Source organism: Kitasatospora sp. NPDC032150 (assembly GCF_055579945.1).
In genome coordinates this window covers 18,361-43,372 of record NZ_JBVIMH010000046.1, presented here as the reverse complement: position 1 = coordinate 43,372, position 25,012 = coordinate 18,361, and the positions used below count along the sequence as shown (strand labels likewise).

At 70.9% G+C, this 25,012-nt stretch carries 24 protein-coding genes and 4 pseudogenes; 14 read left to right on the top strand and 14 right to left on the bottom strand.

Going from position 1 to position 25,012, the window contains the following annotated elements:
• Positions 1 to 327: 327 nt before the first annotated feature.
• From ACZ5ON_RS32930 to ACZ5ON_RS32920, 3 genes and pseudogenes are all read left to right on the top strand, one after another.
• A complete protein-coding gene (locus ACZ5ON_RS32930; protein ID WP_465600388.1) occupies positions 328 to 771 on the top strand; it encodes a hypothetical protein in 444 nt (147 codons plus the stop codon).
• Positions 768 to 1,490: an RICIN domain-containing protein gene (locus tag ACZ5ON_RS32925; protein WP_465600385.1), complete on the top strand. Its 723-nt coding sequence runs from the start codon at positions 768 to 770 to the stop codon at positions 1,488 to 1,490. The genes ACZ5ON_RS32930 and ACZ5ON_RS32925 overlap by 4 nt, the downstream gene beginning before the upstream one ends.
• 44 nt (positions 1,491 to 1,534) lie before the next feature.
• A pseudogene (locus ACZ5ON_RS32920) lies at positions 1,535 to 1,770 on the top strand (IS982 family transposase); the annotation flags it as partial.
• 243 nt (positions 1,771 to 2,013) lie between these two features.
• On the opposite strand, the gene ACZ5ON_RS32915 reads toward ACZ5ON_RS32920, so the two are convergent.
• From ACZ5ON_RS32915 to ACZ5ON_RS32895, 5 genes are all read right to left on the bottom strand, one after another.
• Positions 2,014 to 2,862, bottom strand: a complete 849-nt coding sequence (locus ACZ5ON_RS32915; protein WP_465600383.1) for a class I SAM-dependent methyltransferase — start codon at positions 2,860 to 2,862, stop codon at positions 2,014 to 2,016.
• Positions 2,863 to 3,222: 360 nt separating this feature from the next.
• Entirely contained in the window at positions 3,223 to 4,062 is an 840-nt protein-coding gene (locus ACZ5ON_RS32910; protein WP_465600380.1) for a hypothetical protein, read from the bottom strand.
• A 16-nt stretch (positions 4,063 to 4,078) separates the two neighbouring features.
• Positions 4,079 to 4,903, bottom strand: coding sequence for a papain-like cysteine protease family protein (locus tag ACZ5ON_RS32905; RefSeq protein WP_465600378.1), 825 nt, complete (start codon positions 4,901 to 4,903; stop codon positions 4,079 to 4,081).
• 1,265 nt (positions 4,904 to 6,168) lie between these two features.
• On the bottom strand, positions 6,169 to 6,297 hold the full coding sequence (locus ACZ5ON_RS32900) for a hypothetical protein (RefSeq protein WP_465600375.1): 129 nt from the start codon (positions 6,295 to 6,297) through the stop codon (positions 6,169 to 6,171).
• On the bottom strand, positions 6,294 to 7,424 hold the full coding sequence (locus ACZ5ON_RS32895; RefSeq protein ID WP_465600372.1) for an FAD-dependent monooxygenase: 1,131 nt from the start codon (positions 7,422 to 7,424) through the stop codon (positions 6,294 to 6,296). Before ACZ5ON_RS32895 ends, ACZ5ON_RS32900 begins: the two co-directional genes overlap by 4 nt.
• Positions 7,425 to 7,527: 103 nt before the next feature.
• Here ACZ5ON_RS32895 and ACZ5ON_RS32890 point away from each other — a divergent pair, with 103 nt between their 5' ends.
• Positions 7,528 to 8,139: a TetR/AcrR family transcriptional regulator gene (locus ACZ5ON_RS32890; protein ID WP_465600370.1), complete on the top strand. Its 612-nt coding sequence runs from the start codon at positions 7,528 to 7,530 to the stop codon at positions 8,137 to 8,139.
• Positions 8,140 to 8,179: 40 nt separating this feature from the next.
• On the opposite strand, the gene ACZ5ON_RS32885 is transcribed toward ACZ5ON_RS32890, so the two are convergent.
• Both ACZ5ON_RS32885 and ACZ5ON_RS32880 read right to left on the bottom strand, forming a co-directional pair.
• A complete protein-coding gene (locus tag ACZ5ON_RS32885; RefSeq protein WP_465600368.1) occupies positions 8,180 to 8,383 on the bottom strand; it encodes a hypothetical protein in 204 nt (67 codons plus the stop codon).
• Positions 8,384 to 8,869: 486 nt separating this feature from the next.
• On the bottom strand, positions 8,870 to 10,123 hold the full coding sequence (locus ACZ5ON_RS32880) for an MFS transporter (protein WP_465600365.1): 1,254 nt from the start codon (positions 10,121 to 10,123) through the stop codon (positions 8,870 to 8,872).
• A 102-nt stretch (positions 10,124 to 10,225) separates the two neighbouring features.
• Between ACZ5ON_RS32880 and ACZ5ON_RS32875 the strand changes: the two genes are divergently transcribed.
• From ACZ5ON_RS32875 to ACZ5ON_RS32860, 4 genes and pseudogenes are all read left to right on the top strand, one after another.
• Positions 10,226 to 10,744 (top strand): ArsR/SmtB family transcription factor, encoded by a 519-nt coding sequence (locus ACZ5ON_RS32875; RefSeq protein WP_465600362.1) that lies wholly within the window; start codon positions 10,226 to 10,228, stop codon positions 10,742 to 10,744.
• 225 nt (positions 10,745 to 10,969) lie between these two features.
• Positions 10,970 to 11,347: pseudogene (locus ACZ5ON_RS32870) on the top strand (cytochrome P450); the annotation flags it as partial.
• A 2-nt stretch (positions 11,348 to 11,349) separates the two neighbouring features.
• Positions 11,350 to 11,643, top strand: a pseudogene (locus ACZ5ON_RS32865) (SMI1/KNR4 family protein); the annotation flags it as partial.
• Positions 11,644 to 11,996: 353 nt separating this feature from the next.
• Positions 11,997 to 12,641, top strand: a complete 645-nt coding sequence (locus ACZ5ON_RS32860; RefSeq protein ID WP_465600359.1) for a hypothetical protein — start codon at positions 11,997 to 11,999, stop codon at positions 12,639 to 12,641.
• A gap of 54 nt (positions 12,642 to 12,695) precedes the next feature.
• Here the strand turns inward: ACZ5ON_RS32860 and ACZ5ON_RS32855 are convergent, their stop codons facing one another.
• The 3 genes from ACZ5ON_RS32855 to ACZ5ON_RS32845 form a co-directional block, all read right to left on the bottom strand.
• Positions 12,696 to 13,001 (bottom strand): hypothetical protein, encoded by a 306-nt coding sequence (locus ACZ5ON_RS32855; RefSeq protein ID WP_465600356.1) that lies wholly within the window; start codon positions 12,999 to 13,001, stop codon positions 12,696 to 12,698.
• 472 nt (positions 13,002 to 13,473) lie between these two features.
• Positions 13,474 to 13,800, bottom strand: coding sequence for a hypothetical protein (locus tag ACZ5ON_RS32850; protein WP_465600353.1), 327 nt, complete (start codon positions 13,798 to 13,800; stop codon positions 13,474 to 13,476).
• The gene (locus ACZ5ON_RS32845; RefSeq protein ID WP_465600391.1) at positions 13,797 to 14,138 is read right to left on the bottom strand and encodes a site-specific integrase; all 342 of its coding nucleotides are present in this window, start codon (positions 14,136 to 14,138) and stop codon (positions 13,797 to 13,799) included. Before ACZ5ON_RS32845 ends, ACZ5ON_RS32850 begins: the two co-directional genes overlap by 4 nt.
• Before the next feature lie 187 nt (positions 14,139 to 14,325).
• Between ACZ5ON_RS32845 and ACZ5ON_RS32840 the strand changes: the two genes are divergently transcribed.
• From ACZ5ON_RS32840 to ACZ5ON_RS32830, 3 genes are all read left to right on the top strand, one after another.
• Positions 14,326 to 14,928, top strand: coding sequence for a Mur ligase family protein (locus tag ACZ5ON_RS32840; RefSeq protein WP_465600351.1), 603 nt, complete (start codon positions 14,326 to 14,328; stop codon positions 14,926 to 14,928).
• A gap of 620 nt (positions 14,929 to 15,548) precedes the next feature.
• On the top strand, positions 15,549 to 15,908 hold the full coding sequence (locus ACZ5ON_RS32835) for a class I SAM-dependent methyltransferase (RefSeq protein ID WP_465600348.1): 360 nt from the start codon (positions 15,549 to 15,551) through the stop codon (positions 15,906 to 15,908).
• Positions 15,905 to 16,327, top strand: coding sequence for a hypothetical protein (locus ACZ5ON_RS32830; RefSeq protein WP_465600345.1), 423 nt, complete (start codon positions 15,905 to 15,907; stop codon positions 16,325 to 16,327). Before ACZ5ON_RS32835 ends, ACZ5ON_RS32830 begins: the two co-directional genes overlap by 4 nt.
• Here ACZ5ON_RS32830 and ACZ5ON_RS32825 read toward each other — a convergent pair.
• The 3 genes and pseudogenes from ACZ5ON_RS32825 to ACZ5ON_RS32815 all read right to left on the bottom strand — a co-directional run bounded on the left by ACZ5ON_RS32825 (position 16,293) and on the right by ACZ5ON_RS32815 (position 18,564).
• Positions 16,293 to 16,646: a hypothetical protein gene (locus ACZ5ON_RS32825; protein WP_465600393.1), complete on the bottom strand. Its 354-nt coding sequence runs from the start codon at positions 16,644 to 16,646 to the stop codon at positions 16,293 to 16,295. The two genes, ACZ5ON_RS32830 and ACZ5ON_RS32825, sit on opposite strands and share 35 nt — an antisense overlap.
• A 23-nt stretch (positions 16,647 to 16,669) precedes the next feature.
• Positions 16,670 to 17,131 (bottom strand): annotated as a pseudogene (locus tag ACZ5ON_RS32820) (monodechloroaminopyrrolnitrin synthase PrnB family protein); the annotation flags it as partial.
• 746 nt (positions 17,132 to 17,877) lie between these two features.
• On the bottom strand, positions 17,878 to 18,564 hold the full coding sequence (locus ACZ5ON_RS32815) for a hypothetical protein (protein ID WP_465600343.1): 687 nt from the start codon (positions 18,562 to 18,564) through the stop codon (positions 17,878 to 17,880).
• A 1,607-nt stretch (positions 18,565 to 20,171) separates the two neighbouring features.
• Here ACZ5ON_RS32815 and ACZ5ON_RS32810 point away from each other — a divergent pair.
• Positions 20,172 to 21,149, top strand: a complete 978-nt coding sequence (locus ACZ5ON_RS32810; RefSeq protein ID WP_465600340.1) for a serine hydrolase — start codon at positions 20,172 to 20,174, stop codon at positions 21,147 to 21,149.
• 714 nt (positions 21,150 to 21,863) lie between these two features.
• On the opposite strand, the gene ACZ5ON_RS32805 is transcribed toward ACZ5ON_RS32810, so the two are convergent.
• Entirely contained in the window at positions 21,864 to 22,799 is a 936-nt protein-coding gene (locus tag ACZ5ON_RS32805; RefSeq protein ID WP_465600338.1) for a LysR family transcriptional regulator, read from the bottom strand.
• Positions 22,800 to 23,063: 264 nt separating this feature from the next.
• Here ACZ5ON_RS32805 and ACZ5ON_RS32800 point away from each other — a divergent pair, with 264 nt between their 5' ends.
• Complete coding sequence (locus ACZ5ON_RS32800; RefSeq protein ID WP_465600335.1) at positions 23,064 to 23,951, top strand: NAD-dependent epimerase/dehydratase family protein; 888 nt, start codon at positions 23,064 to 23,066, stop codon at positions 23,949 to 23,951.
• Entirely contained in the window at positions 23,948 to 24,850 is a 903-nt protein-coding gene (locus ACZ5ON_RS32795) for an aldo/keto reductase (RefSeq protein ID WP_465600332.1), read from the top strand. Before ACZ5ON_RS32800 ends, ACZ5ON_RS32795 begins: the two co-directional genes overlap by 4 nt.
• The last annotated feature ends 162 nt before the right edge of the window (positions 24,851 to 25,012 follow it).

The following is a 25,012-nucleotide window of genomic DNA, read 5'->3' as shown; positions in this document are numbered from 1 at the left end:
CAACCCGACGGCTCCACCCTGCCTCGAAAACGCCGACACCATGCCTGAACAGCGGAAACTCAACGATCACGTTCGGAAAGACAACGGCTTCTGAGTGTCACGGAGTTCAGGCCAGGCTGCTGGTCAGCCGAGTGGCTGCTGCCACAAGAGGTAAGCCGTTCGTCGGCGGGAAGGCCGGTGCACCCCTGCGCTGCGTCCGGCATGCCACGGCGCGCGGATCCCAGCCTCGCTCGGGAATCCCGGTACACCTTGCCCGTACGGCTGTCGCGCCGAGACTGGCAAGGCTACCGTTGTGGCACTGCCCGGGGACGGCGAGGGGGGAACGTTGTGCTGGACGAGGCGATGGTCGCGCTGGCCGCGTCGGTAGGTTCGGGCGTCGTACAGGCCGCCGGGACGGACGCCTGGCTAGCGTTCAGGAACCGGCTGGCCCGGCTGCTGGGCCGCGCGGACCGGCAGCAGGAGACCACCCAGTTGGAACGGCTGGACCGGACCGCGGCCGAACTGGCGGCGGCCGGGCCAGAGGACGCCGAGGGCGAGGAGCGCACCAGGCACGGCACGGCCTGGCGGACCCGCACCGAGGACCTTCTGGAGCAACTGGAACCGGACGAGCGGGCCGCGCTAGCGGCGGAGCTCCGGGCACTGCTCGACGACGTCGCAGAGGCGTCACGCTCGGCCGCCGGGGGCGTCACGCGGAACGTATTCCTCGGCCCAGCGGCAGTCCAGTCCGGCGACGGCAACGTCCAAGTGAACCGGTTCGGCTCCCGCCCGTGACCGGGACCGCGCCCGCCGGGGGTGACGGTCGGCGCGATGACGGCCCCCGCGGGGACACCTTCCACGGCCCGGCCGGGGTGCAGCGCGGCAGCGGAAACCTCCAGGTCAACTTCCACGAGCACCGCACAGGCATCCTCTCTGCCTGCGCGGTCGCCCTGGTGTGCGTGGCCACCGTGATCGCCGTCCGGGTGGGCAGCGCCCCAGGCACCGGGGCCGCCGGCCCCATCGCTGGGAACCCGGTCACGGACGCTGCATCGCCCCCGGGCACAGCGCCGCCCAGCACGGCCGGGGCGGATCCGTCGGTGCCCACCGGACGGCTGGTCAACGACGGCAGCGGGCTGTGCCTGCGGGTGCCCAGCACCGGGGACGGCCTCGTTCCGGTGCAGGACACCTGCACCGGCGACGCCGACCAGACCTGGACGCTGACCCCACAGAACGCCGCCACCCGCACCCTACGCAACGCGTACAGCGGCCGATGCCTGGCCGTAGCCGGCCCGGAAAACCTCGCCCCCACCCGCCAACTCGTCTGCACCGCCCGGGCCGACGGGCAGTACTGGGAACTGCTGTGGGGAGCCGGCGACCGGGCTGGGCACTTCATGCTTCGCAGCACCGGCAACGCCAAGTGCCTGGTGGTGCAGGGCAGCGAGGCAGCCCGGCCCGCAGCGCAGACGTCCTGCGGCGAGGAGTACCACGACCAGTGGTGGCACCTCTCCCCCTAAGGGATCGCCTGCGGACATGGCGCGAGGACGTCCAACGTCGGTGTGTGAAGACAGAATTGGACACCCTCGCAAAACGGCACTCCACGTCAGGACCGACGACCAGCTGAAGGCTCCGCCGCATCCGGCTCCGTGGCACCCGGCGGTCGGGATCGCGCCCAAGCTCAGTGACGCCGGGCTGGTCACCCTCGCAGTGTTGTCGGCGCCGCTCGGCTACGCCTCGGAGCGGCGTTGGCTACGGCGCGCGAACCGGGGCTTCCGCCGCCTGTTCCCATACCTGCCCACTGCCGCGCGCTGAACGCCGCGATCGAGGCCGGTCGCCCGGTCGACGTCCCCGTGGACTCGGTCGCCGCTGACTCCCTCGGCGCCCGCCATAGCCGTTTCGGCTCGATAACGCCACCAGACGGCCACGCATCCAACTGCGTAATGCCAAAGCCCCGATGCCGCGTGGCACCGGGGCCGGTCAAGGCGAGATCGGTCACTGTCGAACTTCCCTGCCCACAGGCCGCAGGCCGTCGTGCACCCGCTATGGCCGCCGAGTGGTGGCGATGTTGATCCGCATTCTGCTGGGGAGGCGCCCGTCGGGCTGAACCAGGGCTTTCGACTGCTCCATGAACGCTTCACGGAGCTGTGCGGTCTGATCGTCGTCCAGAGCCGCCATGTCGTAGAAGACCTCGACGTTGGACGCCCACACCTCCTCGGCGGTCCCGCTCATATCGATGACGACCGACTCCCAGGAGATCGGATCGAACCCCGCCGGCGACAGGATCTCGTCCAGCCCCTCACGTCGGCGGGTCCTGCGGTCACCCATCCGCGGAACGCGCCGCTCAGCGGGGACGGCCTCGAAAAAAGGCCGGGCCAGCGACAGGAACAGCTCCATCGCCTCACCCGCGACAGCGCCACCACCAATGGCCACGACCAACAGGCCGCCCGGCGCCAGCACCCGCGCCGCCTCGGCAGCGACCTGCTCCACATCGGACATCAGCATCAGTGCCATATGCGACACGACCGCGTCGAACGAACCTTCCGGGAAGGACAGCTGTTGCGCGCGGCCCAAGCGCAGGTCGGCACCGGCCAGGGCAGGGCGCCTGCGAGCCAGGGCGAGCTCCCCCTCCGACAGATCGACGCCTGCGAGAGTCTGCGTACCACGCTCGGCGAGGACCTCCAGCAGGGCGCCGTCCGCGCAGCCCAGGTCCAGGACCCGCCGGGCCCCCGCGACCCGGTCGGCCAAGACCTGGTAGCTGGTACGCCCATCCGGCGTCGGGCTGGTCGCGACTCCTACCGACTGGAGACCCGGGCTCCGGTCATGGAAGGTACGCAGGAACTCCTCGACAGCACACGCTGCTTCTATCGATGCGTCAGATGTCTTGGTCACCCGGTGACTTTACCGAGGCACACCACCATTGAGATGACCCCACCAGACTACGCGTGCGAGTACAGCGCAACTGCCCGTCCCTCGGCTACCACTTCGTGGTCTTCCACGAGCAGCACGTCAAGCAGCTCGCCGCCCGCGCCCGCGGCGACCACCGCGCCATCGCGCTCATGGAGCTGCCCGGCATCGGCACGCTCACCGTGCTGATGATCACGGCAACGCCGCCGCGTAGGCCGGTGAGCGGCTCCCCGAGTCCCGTCCCGGTTCCGCCGTTCGGGACGCGGTGGGTCGATCCGGGGAGCCGCTCGGCGGCAGCCGCGCGATCGCGACCGTCGCCGTCCGAGGCGTCGGCGACGTGCGGCCCTACGCCTGGCGGGCCGTGCGCGAGCGACGTCGGCGCAGGAGCACGACAGCGGCGGCGGGGGCCAGTGCGGCGCCGGCGGCCGCGAGCACCGTGGTCGACTGCCGGGACGGACGGGCCGGTGCGGCGGCGGCCAGACCGTAGCCGCCGGCCAGGCCGTTGCGGTCGTACGAGGAGCCAGGCGTCTTGTCGGCGTAGCGCTGATGGACGAGCTTCTGGTAGTCGGTCAGCGACACACTGCCGCGGCCGCCGAGCCCGTCCTGCGCCTCGTGGTTCAGCGGCTGGACCTTGCTGCCCGCGAGCGCGTACCAGGCGTGGATCTGCGGCTCGCTGAAGACCGTGCTGCCCTGGGTGGCCTTCCTGGCGTAGCGGGCGTCCTCGTCGCCGTCGCGGATCCCGGCCAATTGCCAGGAGTTGGCGCCGTGGCTGAGCAGGACGTCGGCGCGGTGGCCCTCCTTGCCGGTCACCGGTGCAGCCAGGAAGGACAGGCGCACGGCGTTGCCGACCGTCGCGGGCTTGGTGCCTTTGACGAAGTCCGGCGACAGTTCGTACAGCGCCACGGGGCTGTCCATGCTGAACGGTTGGCTGCTGTCCGCGGCCACGCCGGCTGCCGGCATGGCCGGGACGCCGTTGCCGGCCGCGGTGACCGTGCCGAGGAAGCGGGAGACGGTGCTGTGGACCTGGTCGGAGGCCAGGACCTGCTGCGCGCCCGACAGGTCCGGGATGCCCGGCCGGTCATCGGCCAGGGCCTGCGGGCAGACGGCGGTCAGCAACGCCGTAGCGCCCACGGCGAGCGAGGCCAGGCGGGCTGCCCGCCGACCGGTGCGGTGGTGGTTTCGCATGTGGGACGAGCCTTCCTCAGTTGTGGATCCCGAGCCGGGAGTGGGTCCAGGCGAACGAGCTGTTGCTGGCGTAACTGCCGTAGTTCCACCAGGTGTACGTCTGGGTGGACGGCCACGGGTCGCCGACGGCGATCATGCTGGAGGACGGGTCGTAGCCGTAGATCACGTTCATGTGCCCGCCGCCGGCCGCCCAGCCGATCCGCACCGCGAACGGCCGGTTGCCGGATATCTCGTTGGCGGTCTCGGCGAAGGTGGCGCTGCGGTAGAGGTCGTAGCCGGTGCTGGCGAAGCCCATCTCCCACAGCGCGCCCGCCATGTCGTCGAGCGTGGCGGGCTGGTCGTTGCAGCTGACGCCGCTGTACTGGTGCGCGAGTCGGCAGAAGTCGTACTGGCTGTACTGGGTGTAGCCCCAGTAGTTGGCGAGGGTCAGCCCGGAGGCGTCCCAGCACCATTCGTCCTGGACCTGCTTCTGCATGGAGATGTTGAGGGTGACCGCACCACCACAGGCGGGCAGGCTGTCGGTGTTCTGCGCGATGAAGGCGTCGGCGATGTAGAACGAGCCGGACCAGATCCAGCGCGCATTGTTCTCGACGGTGTCGCCCTGGGTCCGGCATTGCATGTTCACTGTGCTGCCGATCTTCGCCTGTCCCACGACGGACGAGGACACGTGCGGCGCACTGCGCTCGTTGATGTACGAGTAGTTGCCCTGACCGGCGGTCACCGTGCCGGTGGAGTTCGCGAAGGCCGGGCCGGCGGTGCCGACCAGGGCACCGGCGGTTACCAGGCCGGTGGCGACTGCGGTGAATGCCCTCCGCCAACGGGAGGGGGGAGAAGCGTGCATGCAGCAATTCCTTCTCTGAGGACAGGCGTGACGGACCGACGCGGCGGGAAGCCGTTCGCAGTGCTGCCAAGTGGTTTGTTCAGGGGAAACTCATGGGAGGCGGGGAAATCCCGTCCGATGAAGGTCAGTTCGGACGGCACCTATCCGACGTCATTTCAATCCGGCGACATGGCAAGGCGGTTCCGGAACATGGTTCTGGTCATGGCCGAAGTGGCCATGACATCAGTCCGTATACGGTTTCCTCACAGCAATCCCCCGAAAGCGGCATGGCGAGGCACTGGCCCGACGCCTGTGATGGCGGGACCGCCCGACGGCGACCCCGAGTCGTGCAGGCCGCGAGGTGCATCGAAATCCGCTCTCTCGGCCTGATGGCGGATCATGTTAGTGACCTGCCAAGGTGTTTGGTCAAGCGTCAGGAATAACGAAATCCGCCTCGTGCGCTCGGTGACCGACCGGCTGCATCGAGTGACCTTCTGTCGTCGCGCTGGCGCCCCTGACCTCGACCGACGCTCGTCGGGCGCACCACGGACGACCTGCTTTCCATGCGACCGAACAGCCGCTTCCACTTGCACCACCCGGGGCATTTGCATACGTACTTCACTGGCCAGCGGGCGGCTTTCACGCGTGCAGACCGGACCCAACGGTGCCCGACTGCGGCCCGACCCGAGGCAGGCGGGTGGGCCGTCACCGCACATGCCGGAGGAGCGGCACGGCGAGCAATGAGCCGAGTTTCCACGTGTGAGCACCACCCGGCTCGAGGCCGATCCCAGCCGGGCGACCAGTGGGACAGCGGCCCGATTCCGGACCCCCGCCGCTGCTTTCCACCGTCTTGTGCGACATGTTGTCAGTTAGATCCCGGAGCCCCATTCCCCGTCGATCGGCAGAGGCTTTCCCGGTCGATCGGCGGGGGTCCGACACTCGATTCCGGAGGACTTCACGGCCTTGCACCCCGTCTTTCGAAGAACTCCACAACCTCGCGCTCGCGCCAGGCATGTGACATGTGCAATGGTGTTTTCGACGAGCCCGGGGCCCTGTACCGACGCCCCCGACCGCCTCACCCCGGAGGGGGGAACGCCATCGTGGCCGCAGCGCATCAGTGCGCCAACCGCCGTACGGCACAGGAGGGTTCGCCCTGCCATGCGGGGATCGCCGACCCTGTAGGGTTCCAGGACTCGGCCGTAGGTGCTGGCCTACGGCCCTACTCGTCGGCGTTTGAGGATTCTCTGGATGATGGATACGCCGACGCGGTTGCCGAGTTGAGCAGTTCACGCCGGATCCGGGTCCACACCCACATCGACCACCGGCTTCGGGATGTTGGGCGCGGCCGCCGGGGCGGGGCTGGGGGTGGCCTGCCGAGCCAGGCGGCAGTTGACCGGCTCGCGCAGGTCGCTCACCGGTAGTCGAGCCCGGCCAGTTCGGCGCCAAGGCGGTGGCGGAAGGCGGGGATGCGGCCGACCAGTGGCAGGACGGCGTTGCGCAGGGTCCGGACGGGGCCCTGGGCGGTGGCGACGCGGGTCATTCGGTCGGTGAAGGCGACGACGCGGCGCGCGACCGGGCGGCGGCGGGACTCGTAGCCGTCCAGGTCGCCAGTGGCGATGGCGCGGCCGAGGGCGTAGCCGTCCTGGATGCCGGTGTTCATGCCCTGGCCGCCGGCCGGGCTGTGCACGTGGGCGGCGTCCCCGGCCAGGAAGATCCGGTCGGCCCGGTAGCGGTCGGCGACGCGGTGATGTACCCGGAACCGCGAGGACCAGACCACCTCGCGCACCCGGGCCTGACCGGGCGCCCGCTCGTCGAGCAGCCGCTGGACGAAGGCGAGTTCGGGCTCGGCCGGGGCCTCGTCGACGGTGGCGACCACCCGGTAGCGCTCGCCGGGCAGCGGTGCGACGACGAAGAGCCCGGCGGTGCCGAAGGTAAGTGAGACCTCCTCCGGGCCGGGGGCCCAGTCCATCCGGACGTCGGCGAGCACGAAGGACTGCGCGTACGTCCCGCCGGTGAAGCCGATCCCGGACGCCTCCCGGACGGCGCTGTGCATGCCGTCGGCACCGACCGCGTACGCGGCGCGCAGCCGCTCGCCGGTGGCCGTGGTCAACGTGACGCCGTCCGCGTCCTGCGTCACCGACGCGACCTGGTACGGGCGGTGGACCTCGCCGCCGAGCTCGCGCAGCCGGGCCAGCAGGACGTCCTCGGTCTCGTACTGCGGGGCGAGCAGGGTGTACGGGTAGCGGGTCGGCAGGCCGCCGAAGCGGACCTCGAAGAGCCGGCGGGCGCCGTCACGGACGGCGAAGCGGTCCAGCTTCAGGCCGCGGGCAAGCAGTGCGTCCACCGCACCGAGCTCATCGAGGACCTCCAGGGTGCGGGCGTGAACCACGGCGGCGCGGGAGGTGTCGGCAACCTCGGCCAGGCGGTCGAGCAGGACGAAGTCGACGCCCGCTCGGGCCAGCGTGACGGACAGCGCGAGGCCCGTCGGGCCGGCGCCGACGATGGCGACGTGGGTGCGCTCGGGAAGTGCGATGGCGGTCATGGTGCCCCCTTCGATGATGCCAACGCTTGTTGGCCAACACTTGTTGACTATGGTGAAGCGGCGCCGGTGGAGTGTCAACAGGTGTTGGCCTACAGTTGTTGGCATGACGAACAGTGAGCCGGGCGGACGACGCTCCGCCGAGGTCACCCGGGCCGCGATCTTGCACGCCGCCCGGGAGCGCTTCGCCGCGCACGGGTACGAGCGCACCACCATCCGCGCGGTAGCCGCAGACGCCGGGATCGACCCCTCGATGGTGATGCGCTACTTCGGCAACAAGGAGCGGCTCTTCGACGCCGCACTGACCATCGATCTCCGACTGCCGGACCTGAGCCAGGTCGAACCGGAGGAGCTGGCCGAGGTGATGGTCCGGCACTTCCTGGACCGCTGGGAGGGCGACCCGTCCGACGACGCCCTGCTGGTGCTGCTGCGCTCGGCCGTCACCAATGAGGGCGCGGCCGAGCGGATGCACCAGATCTTCGCCACCCAGGTCGCGCCGGCGCTGGCCACGGCGGTCGGACACGGCACGGCCCGGCTGGTCGGCGGCGTGGTGACCAGCCAGCTGCTCGGGCTCGCGCTGAGCCGGTACCTGCTGCGGCTGCCCGCGGTGGTGGCCATGACCACCGACCAGGTAGTGGCCGCCCTGACCCCAGCGATCCGGGCCACCCTCGCCGCAGGGGCCGGGGCCGAGGCCACCCCGACCGGCCGCGCACGCTGACCGCGCAAGGCCGGTTGCGATCCCGGCCGCCACGTGATGATCACGACGCCATGACCACCTCGGGCTCCATCAGCGCGGCGACATCGGGCACTTGGCGGCTGGGCGACCTCGCCGTCAAACGGAACGGCTTCGGCGCGATGCGCCTGCCGCAGACCAGCCGGCCCTCGTCCCGAACCCCGTCCCGCGCGACCGCGACCAAGCGATCGCCGTACTGCGCCGGGCCGTCGAGCTCGGCGTGAGCCACCTCGACACCGCAGCGTTCCACTTCTCCCCGCTGCGCTCAGCCAACGAGCTGGTCAACCGCGCACTGGACCCTTCCCGGACGACATGATCAGCACCATCAAAGTCGGGCCCGCCCACGACGCCCCGGCGAGTGGACCGACCACGCGCGCGACCCGAGGGCTTTGCGCGGCGAGGGTGGAGGCGGGCTGCGGGAGCTCGCCGACTGCGTCACCGAGGCGCTCGGCATCGAGTGCGCCGGCGGCCTGCTCTACCAGACTCTCGGCCCCCGCCCGGCCATGTGGATCTGCGGCATGGGCGAGCTCTTCGCCGTGGTTCCGGTCCTCCTCCCCCGCTGCGGACCATGCGCGAGATCCCCACTGAACCGCTCGCCTCGGGCCACGCCGCCGCCGAGTCCGTCCCGGTGCTCCAGTGGGCCGCGAGCCAGGGGTCGGAGAGTTGACTGCCGCCGTCCTGGCCGGGGCCATGGATCCCTGTAACGCTGTTCCTCCTACTGGGCGATGTCCATCTGCTGAGCCTCGGGCATCGGCTGCGCGCTGTCCGGTGCTGTGGGCCGCGCCGCACGGCCGGCCACAGTGAGCACGGCGGCCCAGGTCAGGCCCATGGCCCCGGCGGTGAGAAGCTGCACCCGGTAGTCGAGGCCAGCCACCATCGCGGTGCCGATGAGCAGGGCGAGCCCGGTGGGCGCGAACATCAGGGTGTTGGCCGTAGCGGCGACCCGGCCGAGCAGTTCACTCGGAGTCTCCCGCTGCACGGCGGTCATAGCTGCAATGAGTGCGCAGGGCAGGCCCAGCCCGATGGCCAGGCTGCCGCCGAGCACGACCGGCAGCCAGGGAGTCGCCCGAGCGAGCACGCCGAGAGCGAAGAGCGAGAGTCCGATCGCAGAGAAGGCACGCTCGGACATCCGGCGCATCAACGCACCGGCTGTCAGCCCGCTGACGACTGACCCGATCCCCTGAAGCGAAGTCAGTACGCCTGCGTACGCCGGAGACTGGTGAAGCCCGGTATCGAGCATGGCGAATGTGGCCGTACTGCTCAGGCTGGAGAGCACCATGGCCGTCCCGCCGGTGACGACCAGTGGACGCAGAACCGGGTGCCGCCACAGGTAGCGGGCGCCTTCAGCGCCCTCTGTGGTCCATGCCCGCCTTTCACGGGTGGCGGGCGGGGCCTCCTGTACTCGGATGAACCGGAAGGCGACCGCGGCCAGTACGAAGGTGACCGCATCCAACACTGCCACTGCAGGCCCGCCGAAGGCGGTGAACAGTCCGGCCCCGGCCAGCGGGGCGAGCAGCTTCATGCTCTCGATCGCGGTGTACACCAGGCCGTTGAAGTCGCCGCGCAGTTCCTCTGGCACGGCAGCGGCCACTAGCGCGGTCTCCGCCGCGTCCGTGAGCACCATTCCCGCTCCCACCAGGGTCAGCACCGCGAACAGCAGCCAGACATCCGCTGGGGAGTGCACGGCGATCGGCGCGGTCATGACGGCGGCCAGGACCAGGTTGGTGGCGACCAGGAGCGGACGGCGGCGCACCCGGTCCGCCACGGTGCCGATCGCAGGTCCTGCGAAGGTTGGTAGCCAGATGCAGAAGCCGACGAGCGCGGCAAGGCTGCTGGAACCAGTGAGCGTCTTGACCCAGATACCGGCGGCGAGCGACATGGCCGAGTCGCCGAACCCCGAGACGATCACCCCGCCCAGATAAAGACCCGCGTTGCGATCCCGCAGGACCTTGAGCGTGCGCCAGCTCATCCGCATCCCCCTCGTCGTGTGCTTGATCGCGCCCACCCTACCCCCAAGCGTTTGATTGGCGGTAGGGCCGCAGGCCGCGTCGGTTGCGGTTTACTGGCCTACGTGACCGATACCGACCCAGTACTTCGCGCGCTCGCCCATCCCTTGCGACTGCGGATGCTCAACCTGATGTGGCCAGGCCCGATGTCGGCCGCCGAGCTCGCGCGCGAGTTGGACATCTCGCATGCGCTGGCCAGCCAGCACCTGCGGCGCTTGGACGCGGTGGGCCTGGTCGAGCTGGCGGAGGAGCGCACTCGTCGCGGTGGTAGGGAGCGCCGCTACCGCGCCGTCCGCGGCACGCCGCTGTCCGACCAGCACGACGGGGCCCCGATGCTGGCCGAGACCATGGCACACACCCTCCGGGAACGTGTCAGTCGCCGGCTAGAGGCGAGCGAGGGCGTGACCGTCGACGCGGAGCTATGGGTGGATCCCCGGACCTGGCAGGACGTCCGACGACGACTCGCCGAGCTCGCCGTTGAGCTCCACGAGGCCGCACAGCCACCGCACGCGCCGGGCACGATCCCCCTGGGCGTCAGCATGATGGCCTTCCCCTTGCAGGACGTGACGCATCCAGACAGATGATCCCCCGGGGCAGTACTGGTGCCGTGCCGGCCCGGGCTCAGACCCCCGGATGGCCCGGTCGATCCGCACCGGCTACAACGTCCGTGCGGAGCGGCCGGAGCTTCGAGATCCAGCTTCTGGTCGTGCCGGGTGCGAAGATCGCCTGTTCGCTGTCGGGGGCGGGATACCAGGCCGCGGGTTCATCGCCGGTCTGCGGTCGGTGGGTGTGCACGTGCTGCTCCCGCTATGCTGCACCGCGATCCGGTCTGGGGCGACAATCCGGAGTCCTTCGACCCCTTCCGCTTCACCCCCGAGGCCGAGGCCGCCCGCTCCCCGCACGCCTACAAGCCGTTCGGCACCGGTGAACGCGCCTGCATCGGGCGGCAGTTCGCGCTGCACGAGGCCACCATGCTGCTCGCCATGCTGGTTCACCGCTACCGGCTGATCGACCACGCCGACTACCGGCTGACCGTCAAGCAGTCACTGACCATCAAGCCGTACGACTTCACCCTCGCCCTCCTCCCGCGCACCCCGGCCCACCGCACCGCCGACCGCACCGCTCTGCCCACCGGCAACGCGGCTCAGCTCGCCGCCGCCCCCGCGGTCGACACGGCAAAGCCCACTCACTGCTCACTCCCGGCCCTACCATGGAGCCCGGCGTCGTACCACGCCCGGGGTCTCTCATCCTGATCGAGGACGCGCTCCCCGATTCGTGGCGCCGCCTTCCCGATCCGACGCCCGGGGCGGCGCCGGCCGGGTCGGTGAATCCGGCGCTGCTGGAGCGGACGCTCCGTGAACGGATCCCCGACGCGATCGGCGCCACCGAGGCGGAGATCGCCGCCGTGGAAGAGCGCCTCGGCGCCATGCTGCCCAACGAGTTGAAGGTGCTCTACCGAATAACGCGGGCTCGCTGGAAGAACCGGGAAGGCGGATGCCCGTGGCGGCAAGGCGCCTGCCGAGCGTGGCGGGGTCCACGGGTTATCCGGCCCGGCGTCCGGGGAAAGGGCAGTCGCCGGCCGTCATGGTTCCGCCGGGCCGCCCTACCGCGTGGCACGCGACCCTGAACTCCCGCTCACCCACGTCCAGTGCGTCCCCGCTCACCGGCACACCATGACGACGCAGCTCTACCGCAGCCCCGAGACCGTCAACCACAACGCGTCCACCCCCGGGGTTGGCATTCGAGCGTCACGGAGCCGAACTTTCCCGTGTCCCCGTACAGTCTGACCAAGACGCACGCCATCGGCCGCGTTCGGAACACCAAGAGGAGCACCCCTTGGCACCCAACGCAGACACTCATCTCAGCGTGACGTCCACCATCGCCGTCCTGCGTGCTGAGCTTCCTGAACTCGAGCGGCATCAGCAGAGGCTGAAAGCGGAACTGGCCGCCGTCACCGGTCGACTGGAAGCGGCGCGGGACGCGCTGCGCGCCCTGCAGTCGCTGTCCGCCGTCCCACTGCCCGAGGAGACGGTCGGCCAAGCCCCGCGATCGTCCGCTGAGCCGTCCGGCGAGCAGGACACCGCGGGCGCGGCGGCAGCGCCCGGGCGCAGGCGGGCCGCTGCCCGCAAGAAGGCCGCCTCCCCAGCCGAGCCGCAGCGGCGGACCGCGACACGCCGCAAGGCCGCCGAGAAGACCGCCGGGACGACGAAGACACGCGAACGCGCCGCGCAGAAGAAGACCAGGACCGCCGCGTCCGAGCCGGTTCCGACGCGCAAGCGCACCCCCGGGCTGTCCGCAGGCATCCTGGCGTACCTGACCGAGGTGAAGGAACCGGTCCGGGCCGCACAGGTCACCCAGGCCCTTGGCCGTGAGACCACTCCCGCCAACGTCAACGCCGTACGCACCAGCCTCGAACGGGCCGTGAAAGCATCCCAGGCACGGCGCACCGGCCGCGGCCTCTACCAGGCACTCCCCCACTGACACCCGGCCCCACAGGGCGCCGATCCGGCTCGAGCGCCACCGCCAGCGGCAGTTTCAGCCCTGCTCCTCGAGGGCTCCGTACGCTGCCGGGGGTTCGACAAGCTCAGGATGACGCACCACGTACTGATCGCCCTTGAGCGCGAGCATCGCCCAATGCCAAGCCTCGTCATGGAAGACCAGCCCACGAAACGGCGTGCCAGGCGGCTCGTAGGGGTAGTGCTGCGTGGCTACTTCGTCGGCCTGCGCCGACGTCATGGCACCATAGGTGCGCATGACCCAGGCATACCTGGTTCGTTCGCCCTGCAAGTACTGCGCGTACTCGTCCTCGGGCCACTCCGGCCAATCCCGATCGTCCTCCACCGAACGATGCTAACCTCACGGCCGCCCCTGGCTGAACGCAAGGATCCGGAAGTCAGAAGTTCCACTGTTCGACGGGGACGCCGAAGACCAGGCGCACTCGCGATCTCGATTTGGGCGATCCGGGTGACCGTGAGGTCGGTCTGAGCGCCGGCCTCGTCGAGAAAGGCCCACTCGTGCTCGGAAGCGTCGTGTCAGGCGGCAACGGCGGCTTCCGACCGGCTCTCACCGAGCACCGGGTCCTCGCCCAGGTGCATGGTGGCCCCGGCAGCGTCGTGGGCAGGCGGGGCACTGGGAAGGTCATGATGCTGCCGAAGCCGTCGTAGTGGCCAAGTTGAACCGCCATGCGGGCGTCCTCGGCCTGCTGGATGTCGGCGCGGGTGGCCTCACCATCGCCGACACCGGGCCCCTGCACAACACCGAAGTTCTCGGCTTGTGACGAGCAGGTTCCCAATCTCGCCGAACAGGCCGAACGTCACACAGCCGGCAGTGCGAGGATCGGCCGGTCGATGGAGTGAAGCTCCAGGTACCGGTCGGCCATCAGCACATAGACCTCTTCGAGCTGTTCGCCGTTCGCGCGACACCAACGGACGATGGCCCGGCGCAGCACAGCGCGCCGATCCGGGCCCCGCTTGATGCCAGATCGCAGCTCGCTGCGCGCCTGTTGGTGGGCTTCCTCGACGTATTCGGCTGGCACGATGTCGTGATCAAGGGCGAGGTCGAGGGCGTACTCGTACGGGTAGCGCGCGGGCACGAACGGCGGGCCGGGCAGCTTGGCGATGGCTTCGGCGATGCTGGTCACACGTCAACCGTGGCACGTCCTGGAGGCGTTGGCATGCCACAATCGCCGGCTGGCCTTCCCCTGGCCGAAGCGATGTCCTGCACAGCCGCCGTCCGATCGAGCGGCGGCCGCGCGCTCGGTGGGTGTCTTGGTCTTCCCGCGACCACCGGCTGGTCGGCCCGGTGCTCCAGGCGGGCGGCCACGGCGGCCGCCACGGTGTAGGCCGGATGCCCGTCGAGGCAGCCGCGGCGGCAGTTGTACCGCTGGGTGGTGCGCGGCTCGCGGTGTCCGGCGGCGTCCTGGACTTCGTGCAGCGGCTGGCCCTGGTCGACCGCGTCGGTGATGAACCCGTGTCGCAGCGCTTGCGGCTTGATGCCGTCGGCCTGCGGCAGGCCGGCCCGGCGGGCGAGCAGCCGCGGGTGTTCCAGTCCTCCGGCTCGGACCAGCGCCGGCCGCTGCCGGTGGCGAGCAGTGGCCCGTCGGTGCGGCCGTCGAGCCGACCGGTGCCGGGGCTGGGCGTCGGCCTAGTCGCTCGGCGCCCGGTTCATGACGATCCGCCCGGTTTCCACGTACTTTGGTGAGGTTACGTCGTCGCAAGGCGCCAGCGCCGACCTGGTTGGCCCGTTGCGAAGGTCCGCTCCAGATACGGCCCGAAGGTGGCCTGCCACTGACGACCTCCAGCGCGGCGGCGAGCTTGCGCAGCGATACCGCCTCCAGGCCGTCCGCGTCGGCCAGCCGGATCGCCGCTCGTACGTCATCGGCACCGGCGGACCCCGCCTCGCAGGCCAACCGGTGCCGATGGCGACCAACACGCCGACCACGCCCGAGGCCGTGGACCTGCAGCGGATCCTCGCCCACATGCGCGACCAGCAGGCCCGTGCCGTGGTGATGGAGGTGTCCTCCATGGCGCTCGCCCAGCACCGCGCCGACCACGTCTACGCGAAGGTCGGCGCGTTCACCAACCGCCTGAGCGGAAGCCGGACGGGGTCGAAAATTCCGGGGACACCCCCGCGGTACGTGCAGCAGTCGCCCTGCGTCGCGACCTGCCGGACGCGCTCCGCGATGCGCTCGCGTGCGACTGTGACGCGAAGGTCCTCAAGGCGATCGCCCCGCACCCAGGTCTCGCATAGGCACATCTGCTCGCCATGATCGACCGTCACGGTCCCCGCGTGGCCGCCAAGGCCGCCACGAATTTTGACGCGACTGCGATCGTCCTGGAGCGCCTGACCCGTCAGCCCGCTTCCGCCTGGAAGGCCTTCCGCGAGATCGCCCGGCACGCGAACGCGTCGGTTCCGGCACTCCTCGCATGCATGGCGGCCCCTCAGGCCCGGGCGTTTCGTGTTGAATCTTCAACCAACTATCGGGCATGTCCTTGGGCTCCCGCATAGGTGGGCGGTACGGCCCGGGGTGCCGGCCGCTGGGGTGCGCCGCACGCGATGGCGGTGGACGAGATCGGCGGGCAGGGGGGATTGTGGGCGAGCGACGGCAGGCAGGTGCGGGTGCGGGTGCGGGTGCGCGCCAGCCCATCGGTCACCTGGCGCCAACCGAGTTGGATTCCACCGGTACCCTCGCGGAAAGCTGCGGCACCGGAGCCTCGTATCGGCGTGCGCACGTTGACCTCGAGCAGCCGTTCCAAGTCCTCCTCGGCGAGCTGACCGATGTCGGCCTGCGCTCCTGCGACAACCACGATCACGGTGAACCGGCCCACGGGGTATGGCCGTTGGAGATCCGAACACGTGCCGAGGGGGCCACCAGTGAACAGTACGTATGTGTTCGACCAGACATGGGAGCGCGAGAGGGCGCGCCTGACCGCTCTGGAGGACGTCTACGACGGCCCGACCAGGGACCGCCTGACAGCGCTGGGGGTCGCCCGGGGCTGGCGCTGCCTGGAAGTGGGGTGCGGTGCAGGCAGCGTCGCCCGCTGGCTGGCACAGCGGGTCGGCGCGGAGGGTCGGGTGCTGGCGATTGATCTCGACCCGCGCTTCGCGGTCGGCCACGGCCTCCCGAACCTGGAGGTCCGGCAGCACGACCTGATGGCCACCCAGCTGCCGGACACCGGGTTCGACCTGGTGCACGCCCGCGCCGTTCTGGAGCACATACCCGAACGGCAGGAGCGCTGCGACGGTTGACGGCTGCCGTCCGCCCCGGCGGCTGGCTCGTGGTCGAGGACTTCGACATCGAAGGCCCCATGGCCGATGCCGTCGCGCGGTACTGGCCCGCCGGCCACGGCGAGCAGGCGGGACGGCTGTTCCGCGCGATCCACGCCGCCTTCGGCGCGGCAGGCGTGGATGCCGGATACGGCCGCAGGCTGCCCGACGCGCTGGCGTCGGCAGGCCTGAGCGAGGTCGGCGGACAGCTGCACGCACCCTTCCTGCCTGGCGGCACGCCGTTCCTCGGGCTCACCCTGCGGCGTCTGCGGCCCCGACTGGTCGATACCGGTCTGATCAGCGGTGCCGAGGTCGACTCCGCAATCGAGCTGACCGGGCGTGAGAACAGCTCGTACCTGCCGAACTTCATGGTGACCGCCTGGGGCCGCCGCGCGGTGTGAGCTGCCCCCTCACCTGCTGCGCGCACTCGCGGGTGAGGTCCAGGACGAGCCGCACGACCTCGGGCGTGGCACCGGCGCTACCCGTACCGTACGAAGTGGCGCCGGTGTACGCCTGCCGGACCAGGCGAATGTGACGGCCGCGGAAGGCGAGCAGCGTCCGCAGCAGACCGATCACGCCGTGCGCCGAGCGGAGCAAGTTGTCGTCCAGGTCCGGGCCCGCGTCGATGAGTTGATGTACCAGTGTGGTGACCGCCGACGTGCCGCCGACGTGATTGCGGTAGAGACGGCCGCCCCACTCCGGTAGACCGTAGTCGAGCAAGTCCTCCTGGAACGCACAACCCGGATGTCCTCCATGTACGGGCGGAGGCGCGCCGCGAAGAAGGCTGCGGGATCCACCGAGCGGGCCACCCGCCCCGCTACCTCGGGGAGCGCCGAGAGCGGCTCGGCGGCCGAGGCACACATCTCCGCGAACTCGGAGCTCCGCGGGTCGATACCGGTCAGGCCGGCCAAGACCAGTGCGGCTCGTTCCAGTTCAGGGGCGCTGACCCGGAACGAGTCGATCAGCACGGCCTCCTCCGCGGCACCCACGAACATCCGCTGTCGTGGCCCGGCCGGGTTCCACGGCCCGTAGTGCAGCACCGTGTCCCGCGGCACCCTACCGACTTCGGCACCCAGCCGGAGCAGTAAGGACTCGGCCGCCGGCACGGCCGCGAGTGGCTCGACGCCGTGTCGGCGCAGCGATCCAAGCAGCATCCCGATGTCGCGCAACGCCGCCAACCTGGCAGGCGTGTCGGGCAGTTGCACCCGCTGCGCGGCTGAGACCAGCCCCGCCAGCAGGCGTGTCAGCTCCCCGACGTCCGCCCGGGCGTTCACCTCGGGTAGCACGGCGAGCACTCCATCCGCCCTGAGCGGATCACGGCCTGCCACCTCATGGCAGAACGACTTCGCCAATCGCACTTTCCCCACCCCCAACTACTCACTCTCGCATACCCGTTCGTCGATGTGTGTGCCGGGACGGCTCAGAGCTCGTTGCCAGGCCGGCTCGGTGCCGTGCTCGTGGTCGATCAACGCGTGGATCGCGGTGCGGGTTAGGTGCCCAGGAGCGCTGTGGAGGCGATGTCATTGGCGCCGCATGGCTTCGTCGCCCTCTTTGATCAATGCGCGGACATGTTCGGTTGATGCCGCGGCTTCGACTCCGGATCGAGAGCGACCAGCTGGAGGACGTGGGGAAGTGCCTGCCGTTGGCGTTGGGAGCGTGGGGGCGTCGGTCAGCACGACTTGCAGGTGGACCATCTGACGGGCGGTGAGAACCGAACACGGTGTGGAGCCGTACCGGCCCGGAAGGACGCGCTACGAATCGGCGGCGGGACGGGGCAGCCATCCGCCGGCGGCTCTGCAACATCACCTGGGAGGAGGTGCGCTGGCGGCGCTGCGGCCATCGGTGCTGCGGTGGCCGGCGCCGGCGCGCAGCCTCGTGAGAGGGCGTGCCCGGGAGTGGCCCGACCCCCGGTGTCGGGGATCGGGCCGGTGGTTCGCACAGGTCTTTCGGGTCAGTGGGTCGGTGGGTGGGTCAGCAGGTCGGCGTGGTGGACGGTGAAACCGCCCTCGACGACCGGGGCGAACGGGGCCGGAGCCATGCAGGTGCCGACCACCGGCTGCACGGGTTGGCCGTGAGCGTCCACGTCGAGGTTGCCGACACCCCAGGAGAAGCCGAGACGGTCCTTGCTGTGGCCGGGGGTGTCCCCGGTCGCGCCGTCGTAGACGCTCAGTCCGATCCGCTGGCCGACGTTCCCGACCTCCGACCTGGTGACGACGGCGGTGAGGGTGGCGACCCGGTCGCCGGTCACCAGGCAGTCCACGGCGGCCTCGGAATGGTAGGTGTTCCCGCTGGCGGCGTCGCGGTGCGAGAAGCGGACGGTGCCGCGGGCATCGGTGGGCAGGCCGTCCTTGAGCACGGGGACGTCGGGGAAGCGACGGGTGTAGGGGGCGGCCTGGGCGTCGATGCTGAATCGGATCTCGTCGGCGGCGGAGAAGGCGTAGAAGATGCGTCCCGAGCCGGTGACGCTCGCCAACTGCGCGGGCCGGTTCGAGCCGTGAGCTTCAGCGGTGCCGGCAGCGGATGCCGAGGTGACTCCGGTTAGCGTCGCGAGTGCCAGCCCGGCGCTCGTCACGGCGACGCCGAGGCGGCGGGGTCGGCGCACAGCGCCGACAATCCGGGCGGTGGAGGCGCGGAACACGGTGAACTCCCTTCGTCGGCGGCCCCGGTGGCCGCCGTCTCACTGCCCACCAGCCTCGCCGCCAGGGCCCCACACGGACCATCTGCCGATCGGGACGTATTCCGCCCAGTGGCACGCCGCGAATGTGCTGATCGGCACAGTCCGGCGCCTGGACCTCGGTCCATACGCTCCTCGGGTGGGACCTTCGACTGAACGAGAGCGGCACACAGGAGGTACGACCGCGTTGGTGGGTCAACGGCCTGGCGCTCGGCGGAAGCGGAAGCAGCGCTGTGCTGCGATGCGACCTGGCCCGGCTGCCCAGCTTCCGCTCCGCGGGCAGCGTGATGGCAGCGGCGTCCAGGCCGAGCTCGATCAGCCCCCAGATCACCGCCCCGCCCCCAGTGGGCGGACCGGCTTTGCGCTTCGGCTTCAACCTCGCGGGCAAAGCCACGGCGTCGCGGCCGTCACGGCCGGGGTCCGGCTCCAGCGGCCCCGGAAGCCCGAGCACGGGTGGTGCGGTGATTGGCAACGGGGTGGCCTCCCGTCAGTAGAGAGGCGCAGGCGGCACGGTGGTCGGCCCCGGCACCCGGAGGGGTGCACCCAGGCGCGATCGACGGTGCACACCCCCTTGACCAACGTCTTGACCAGACCCTTGTCCCGCCCCTTGTCCTGCCCGGATCACCCCGGCCCTGGCCCTCTTCCTCCCGATATATCCCATGGCCCCGATATATCCATGGCCGGAATCACCCGGCCCGCCTGGCTGCCGCGAGCCGGGCGCTACCGCGGCAGGTGCTGCTCGACTGCCGGGCGCAGCAGGGTGAGTACCCGGGCCAAGTGTCTGGTCGGGTCCGGGGCGGGATCGGCGGGCTTGTGGTCATCCCGCGCGGGGATCCGCCGCCGTGGGTGGGAGCGGGCCTGCTCGGCCCGCCCGGCCAGGCGGGCGCCTACGGCCCCGGCTCGCGTCCATCCATCCCTGGTTGAAGTCGCCGCGCACGACCGCCGGCCCTTCCGTGAGCAGGATCGGACCGCGGGGAACACTGCTTGCGGTCGGCGAGTCGGCCCTGAGCGAGCTTGGAGACCGGGCCGATAGCGGATAGGGCGCCTGTGTGCAGCGAGTTCGCTACCGATACGGTGGAGGCCGTTGCAGACCTGGGGGGCCAACGTGGACCGATGCATGTTCCTGACAGGATCAACTCTTGCCGTTGCGGCGGAAGTTGGGCTGTCTCTCAATCGGCTGTCGCAGACGCTGGATTAAACCCCCTGGGCCAGTGGCGGGCAAGGCGTCGGTGCCATGTCCCGGGCGGCCCCTGCCGCCTCGCACTTCCGACGAAGAGAGCTTGAAGAAGCCCTTTCCGTCGGCGAGTTGACCTGATGCGGTCAGGTCGGCTCAGGTCATCACGGACCAGCGAGCCGTACGGTCTCCAACGCGAGATGGCGCCCTTCGCCTGTCATGCCCTGACACCGGGCTCAAACGACCGGGCACGCGAGCCACCGGCCGCGTGATCTCGAAACACAACACACGGCTGGGGGACCGCGACCTCCGACGGCGCGCGGTGGCCCCTGGCACCGGATCGCTCTACCTCGTTCCTGGGACGGCTCCGCCCGTCTCCCGAAAGGATTCCTTCCTGATGACAGCCTTCCATCACCTCCGCATACGCCGCCCGCTCGCCCGGCTGGCCGCGGGCGCTGCAGCGGCGCTGCTGGTGTCCGCCGTACCCACCGCCGCACAGGCGGCGCCCCGCCCCACGCGGAGTACCCCGAAGTACTGCACCTCCGCGCACGACCCCCAGCTGGCAGCCCGTCTGTCCAAGGACATCGCAAGCGCCCTGGCGGGCCGTAAGGACTCCGTGGCCTTCGCGATATCGGACGCCAAGACCGGTGTGTCCTGCGCCGACCACGCCACTGTGCACTTCGACTCGGCGAGCGTCGTCAAGGCGACCATCATGGGCGCCGTGCTGCGCCGTGCCGAGGACGAGAACCACCGGTACCTGACCGACTGGGAGGACCAGAACCTCCAGCAGATGATCACGGCGTCCGACAACACCGCGGCCACCAATCTGTGGAAGAGCCTGGGCATGCCCAGCCTCCAGGCTTTCCTGCAACTGGCCGGGATGAAGGACACCCAGCTCGGCGCCGACGGCTACTGGGGTCTTACGCAGATCACCGCAGCCGACGAGCTGAAGATGCTGGACGTCTTCACCGACAACCCGAACGTGCTCACCCCCGCGGGGAAGGCGTACGCCCTGAAGCTGATGAGCCAGGTGGAGGCCGACCAGCGCTGGGGCACCCCCTTCGGAGCACCGGCCACGGTCTCCGTGCACGTGAAGAACGGCTGGCTGCCGCGGGCGACCCACGGCTGGCGGGTGCACAGCCTGGGCATCTTCACCAGCGCGGACAAGGACTACCGGATGGCGGTCCTGAGCCAGGACAACGCCACCGAGGAGTACGGGATCGACACGATCCAGGCGCTCGCGTCGGTGGTGCATCGCGACCTCAACGGCGGTGCCGGCAACCACACTGCCGGAGTCGCCCCCCACGGCGGCGATGACACCGGAGCGCCCGAGGTCTCCGACGGCTCGGCGCCGTTCGGGCCGGTCGCACACTGACGCACGCCGAATGAATCCGGTAGGCCTCGCACGCGGGGTGCGCGGGGCGGTGGCGAACCTCCGGCTGGCCGCCAAGGCGAGCCCGGCCACCACAGAGATGCCCACCGGCGTCCTCCGGGGCAGCCCGGATCGAGGCCCTGGTGCAGCACGGGCCCGCCGCGCCGATCCGGCACCCGTACGACCCGCGGCCCGGAGCCGTGGGTCGTACAGGTGGACTGACCAGTAGGCGCCGGACGTCGGCCGGGGACGTACGAGGGGGTGGGACGCTGTGGCCCGCCCCCTCGCCGATCGCCGTTCCTCCTACCCGGGCTGCCGGAGGCGGCCGACCGGGCGTGGATCGGCGCCCGTCAATCCGGCGGTTCGGCCGGGTCAGGCCCAGGTCATGGGCGAAACCAAGGCTGTCCCGACAGCGGGTCGCCGCTGGTAACGGGCGCCACGGCCGGGTCGGCCGGGATGGTGTCCTTCGCTGCCGGAACTCCAGGGATCCCCTGCCCGTACGGCCCGCTCCACCGGGATCGACTTCGAGCAGATCGTCCTCACCTTGCGCCTCGCACTCGCCCGCACCGCGGGCCGGCCGATGCTCGCCCTCGACATCGCGCCGCGCCGATACCGGGACGCGGTGCACCCCGGCGAGCCGCTGGAGGAGTACCGGCGCCAGCGGGGGCTCGCCGCCCGGTGCGGCAAGGCTCTGCCCGGCGAGGTCAAGGGCGCGGCCTACGAGGCCGGACCGGCCGACGCCTCTGCCTGGTCGACGAGTCGAGATGCCAGCTCCTCGGCCAGTCGAGCGGCGGGGCCGCGACGGCGGCGGGAGAGGGCCAGGCCCAGGTGGCGGCGCGGGCTCGGCTCGGCCAGCGGGAGCGCGACCAGCTCCGGGTGCCGGGTCAGGCCGATCTCGGGGATCAGTGCGATGCCGATGCCTGCGCGGACGAGTGACTGGGCGAAGTCGTAGTCCGTCGCGGTGCACGAGATCCGCAGCTCGACGCGGGCCAGTTCGGCGTGGCGGGCGAGCTGGGCGGCGGACTTGCGGCAGCCCAGGATCCAGCGCTGGTCGGTGAGTTCGGCCAGATGCGGTGGCTCGGGCCGGGCCCGGTAGCGGGTCGCGGCCGGGTGGCGGCGCGGCAGCACGACCCGCAGTGGGTCCGTGCCGAGGGATATCCAGTCCAGGCCGGATCGGTCGCCGGGCCGGGCGGGCGGCGGGCCGTCGAAGTGGTAGGCGAGGGCGAGGTCGGCCCGCCCCTCGCGGACGGCGGGCAGGCTCTCCTCCGGCTCCGCTTCCAGGATCGTCAGCTCCACCTCCGGGTGGTCGGCGGCGAATCCGGCCAGGGCGGCGGGTAGCAACCGCCGGCCCGCGCTGGCGAAGGTGGCGACGGTGAGTGCGGTCCGTTCGGCGGTCAGTCGGTCGATGCGCTGCCGGGTGTCGGCCAGTTCGGCGGCGATCACGTCTGCGGCCTCCGCCAGCAGGCGGCCCGCGTCCGTCAGCGTGACGCCGCGGGTGGAACGTTCGACCACGGGCGTACCGAGGCTTCGCTCCAGCGCGGCGATCTGCTGCGAGACGGCCGAGGGTGTGCAGTGCAGCGCCAGAGCTGCCTGGTTGAAGCTGCCGTGGCGAGCGACCTCGCGCAGCACGGCCAGCCGCTGGACGTCGATCAACAGTTCTCCTAATGACGAGGTGTCACGATGGACACTACCGCTGTTGGTCACAGCCGAGCAGACTGATCGCCGGGACACCAAGACACGGACTGCCCGAGCCGAAGGGCGCGCCGGTACCGAAAGCGACGAGCGACGAGCGACGAGCGACGAGCGAGCGCAGCGAGTACCACAGCGGGGGCACCTCCCAGCCGCCAAGACTGGGGGAGAGTGTCGGCGCCGGGCCAAGAGCGCCCAGAGGCGCGGGTGAAGAGAGGAGGCCACGACATGGACGTGTGCGTGATCGGCGGAAGCCGCTACTTCGGACGACGGCTGATCGAGGAACTGCGGGACACGGGCGCGGCGGTGACCGTCGTCAACCGAGGTTCATCACCCCCGCCGCACGGCGTGACCCATCTGCGCGCCGACCGCGACGACGAAGCCGCGCTGCGCACCGCGCTCGCCGACCGGTGCTTCGATGTCGTGGTCGACCAGGTCTGCTACACGCCGCTCCAAGCGGCCATCGCCACCCGGGTCTTCGCCGATCGCACCCGGCGCTACGTGCTGACCTCCACGGTCGAGGTCTACGCCGAGCTCGGCCGACCGGGCGGGGCGGCCATCCCGGAGGAGGCCGTCGATCCGTCGGCGTGGCAGGTGGACCTTGAACTCCCCTGGGAGGACCAGCGGTTCCGGGCCGACCACTACGGCGAGGGCAAGCGCCAGGCGGAGGCACTGCTCACCCGGGAGGCGTCCTTCGACGTCGCCGCCGTCCGTACCGCACACGTCCTCGGCGGCGGCGACTTCACCGGGCGGCTCGCCCACTATGTCGAGCGGATCGGGCACGGCCTGCCGGTAGTCGTCCACGCCGCGCCGCAGCCCGCGTCCTTCGTCCACGAAGCGGAGATCGCCCGCTTCCTGGCCTGGGCCGCAGCGGCGGACTTCACCGGTCCCGTCAACGCGGCGTCGCACGGGACGCTGGACGCACGCGAGTTGTGCGCGGCGGTCGGCCGCGCGGTCGGCATGGAGCCGGCGCTGGTCGGCGGGACGGACGATCCCGTCTCACCGTTCTCCTTCGATCGCTGCTACGCGATGGACACCGGCCGGGCGGCCCACCTGGGCTTCCGGTTCTCGTCGATCGCCGACTGGCTGCCACTCGTCCTCAAGGAGGCCCGGTGACGAGGCGGAATCCGGCTGCGCACGCCGCCGCCCGCACCGTCGGCGGCGTCGTGGTGGGAACCATCGGCCTTGGCGCGATGCCCCTCTCCGTCGAAGGACGCCCGCACGAGGAGCAGGCGGTCGCCGTGATCCACGCCGCGCTGGACGCGGGCGTACGACTGATCGACACCGCCGACTCCTACCACTGGCACGCGGACGAACTCGGCCACAACGAACGGCTGATCGCCCGCGCGCTGGCCGCCTACGGCAGTGGCTCGGACGACGTCCTGGTGGCGACCAAGGGTGGCCGGGGCCGGCCCGGCGACGGATCGTGGACGGTCAACGGCGACCCGGACCACCTGCGCCGCGCGGCCGAGGCCTCGGCGGCCCGGCTCGGCGTGGAGGCGATCGGCCTCTACCAGCTGCACAAGCCGGACCCGGCCGTCCCCTTCGCCGACTCGGTCGGCGCGCTGCGGGACCTGGCCGATGCCGGGACGATCCGGATGGTCGGCCTCTCCAACGTGGACCGTGACCAGATCCGCACGGCGCGGGAGATCCTCGGCCCACGTCTGGTCTCGGTGCAGAACCGCTTCTCCCCGGCGCATCCGTCCACCCGGGACACCCTCGACCTGTGCACCGAGCTCGGCCTGGCATTCCTGCCGTGGAGCCCGCTCGGCGGGATCTCACCCAGCGCCGTCGACGATCCGGGGACCACCGTGCCGGCGCCGGACACGCCCTTCCACGCCCTCGCCCGCGTTCATGGTGTCAGCCCGCAACAGGTCTGCCTGGCCTGGCACCTGGCGCAGTCGCCGGTGGTGGTCCCGATCCCGGGCGCACGCCGACCGGCCTCCATCCGCGACTCGGCTGCGGCGGCCGGACTCACACTGGCGGCGGCGGAGCTGGCGAGGCTGCACCTTTGACGCTTCGGCCACGAGGCCGGTCTGCCGGAACAGCGGCCGGCACTGAACCGGGCACGTACTGGTGCGGCAGGGCCCCGACCTCCCGGTGGGAGAGGTCCGGGCCCTGCTTCCCGACGGGCCCGACGGCGGACAGCTGGTGCGGCTCCCCCATCGCACCTGTGC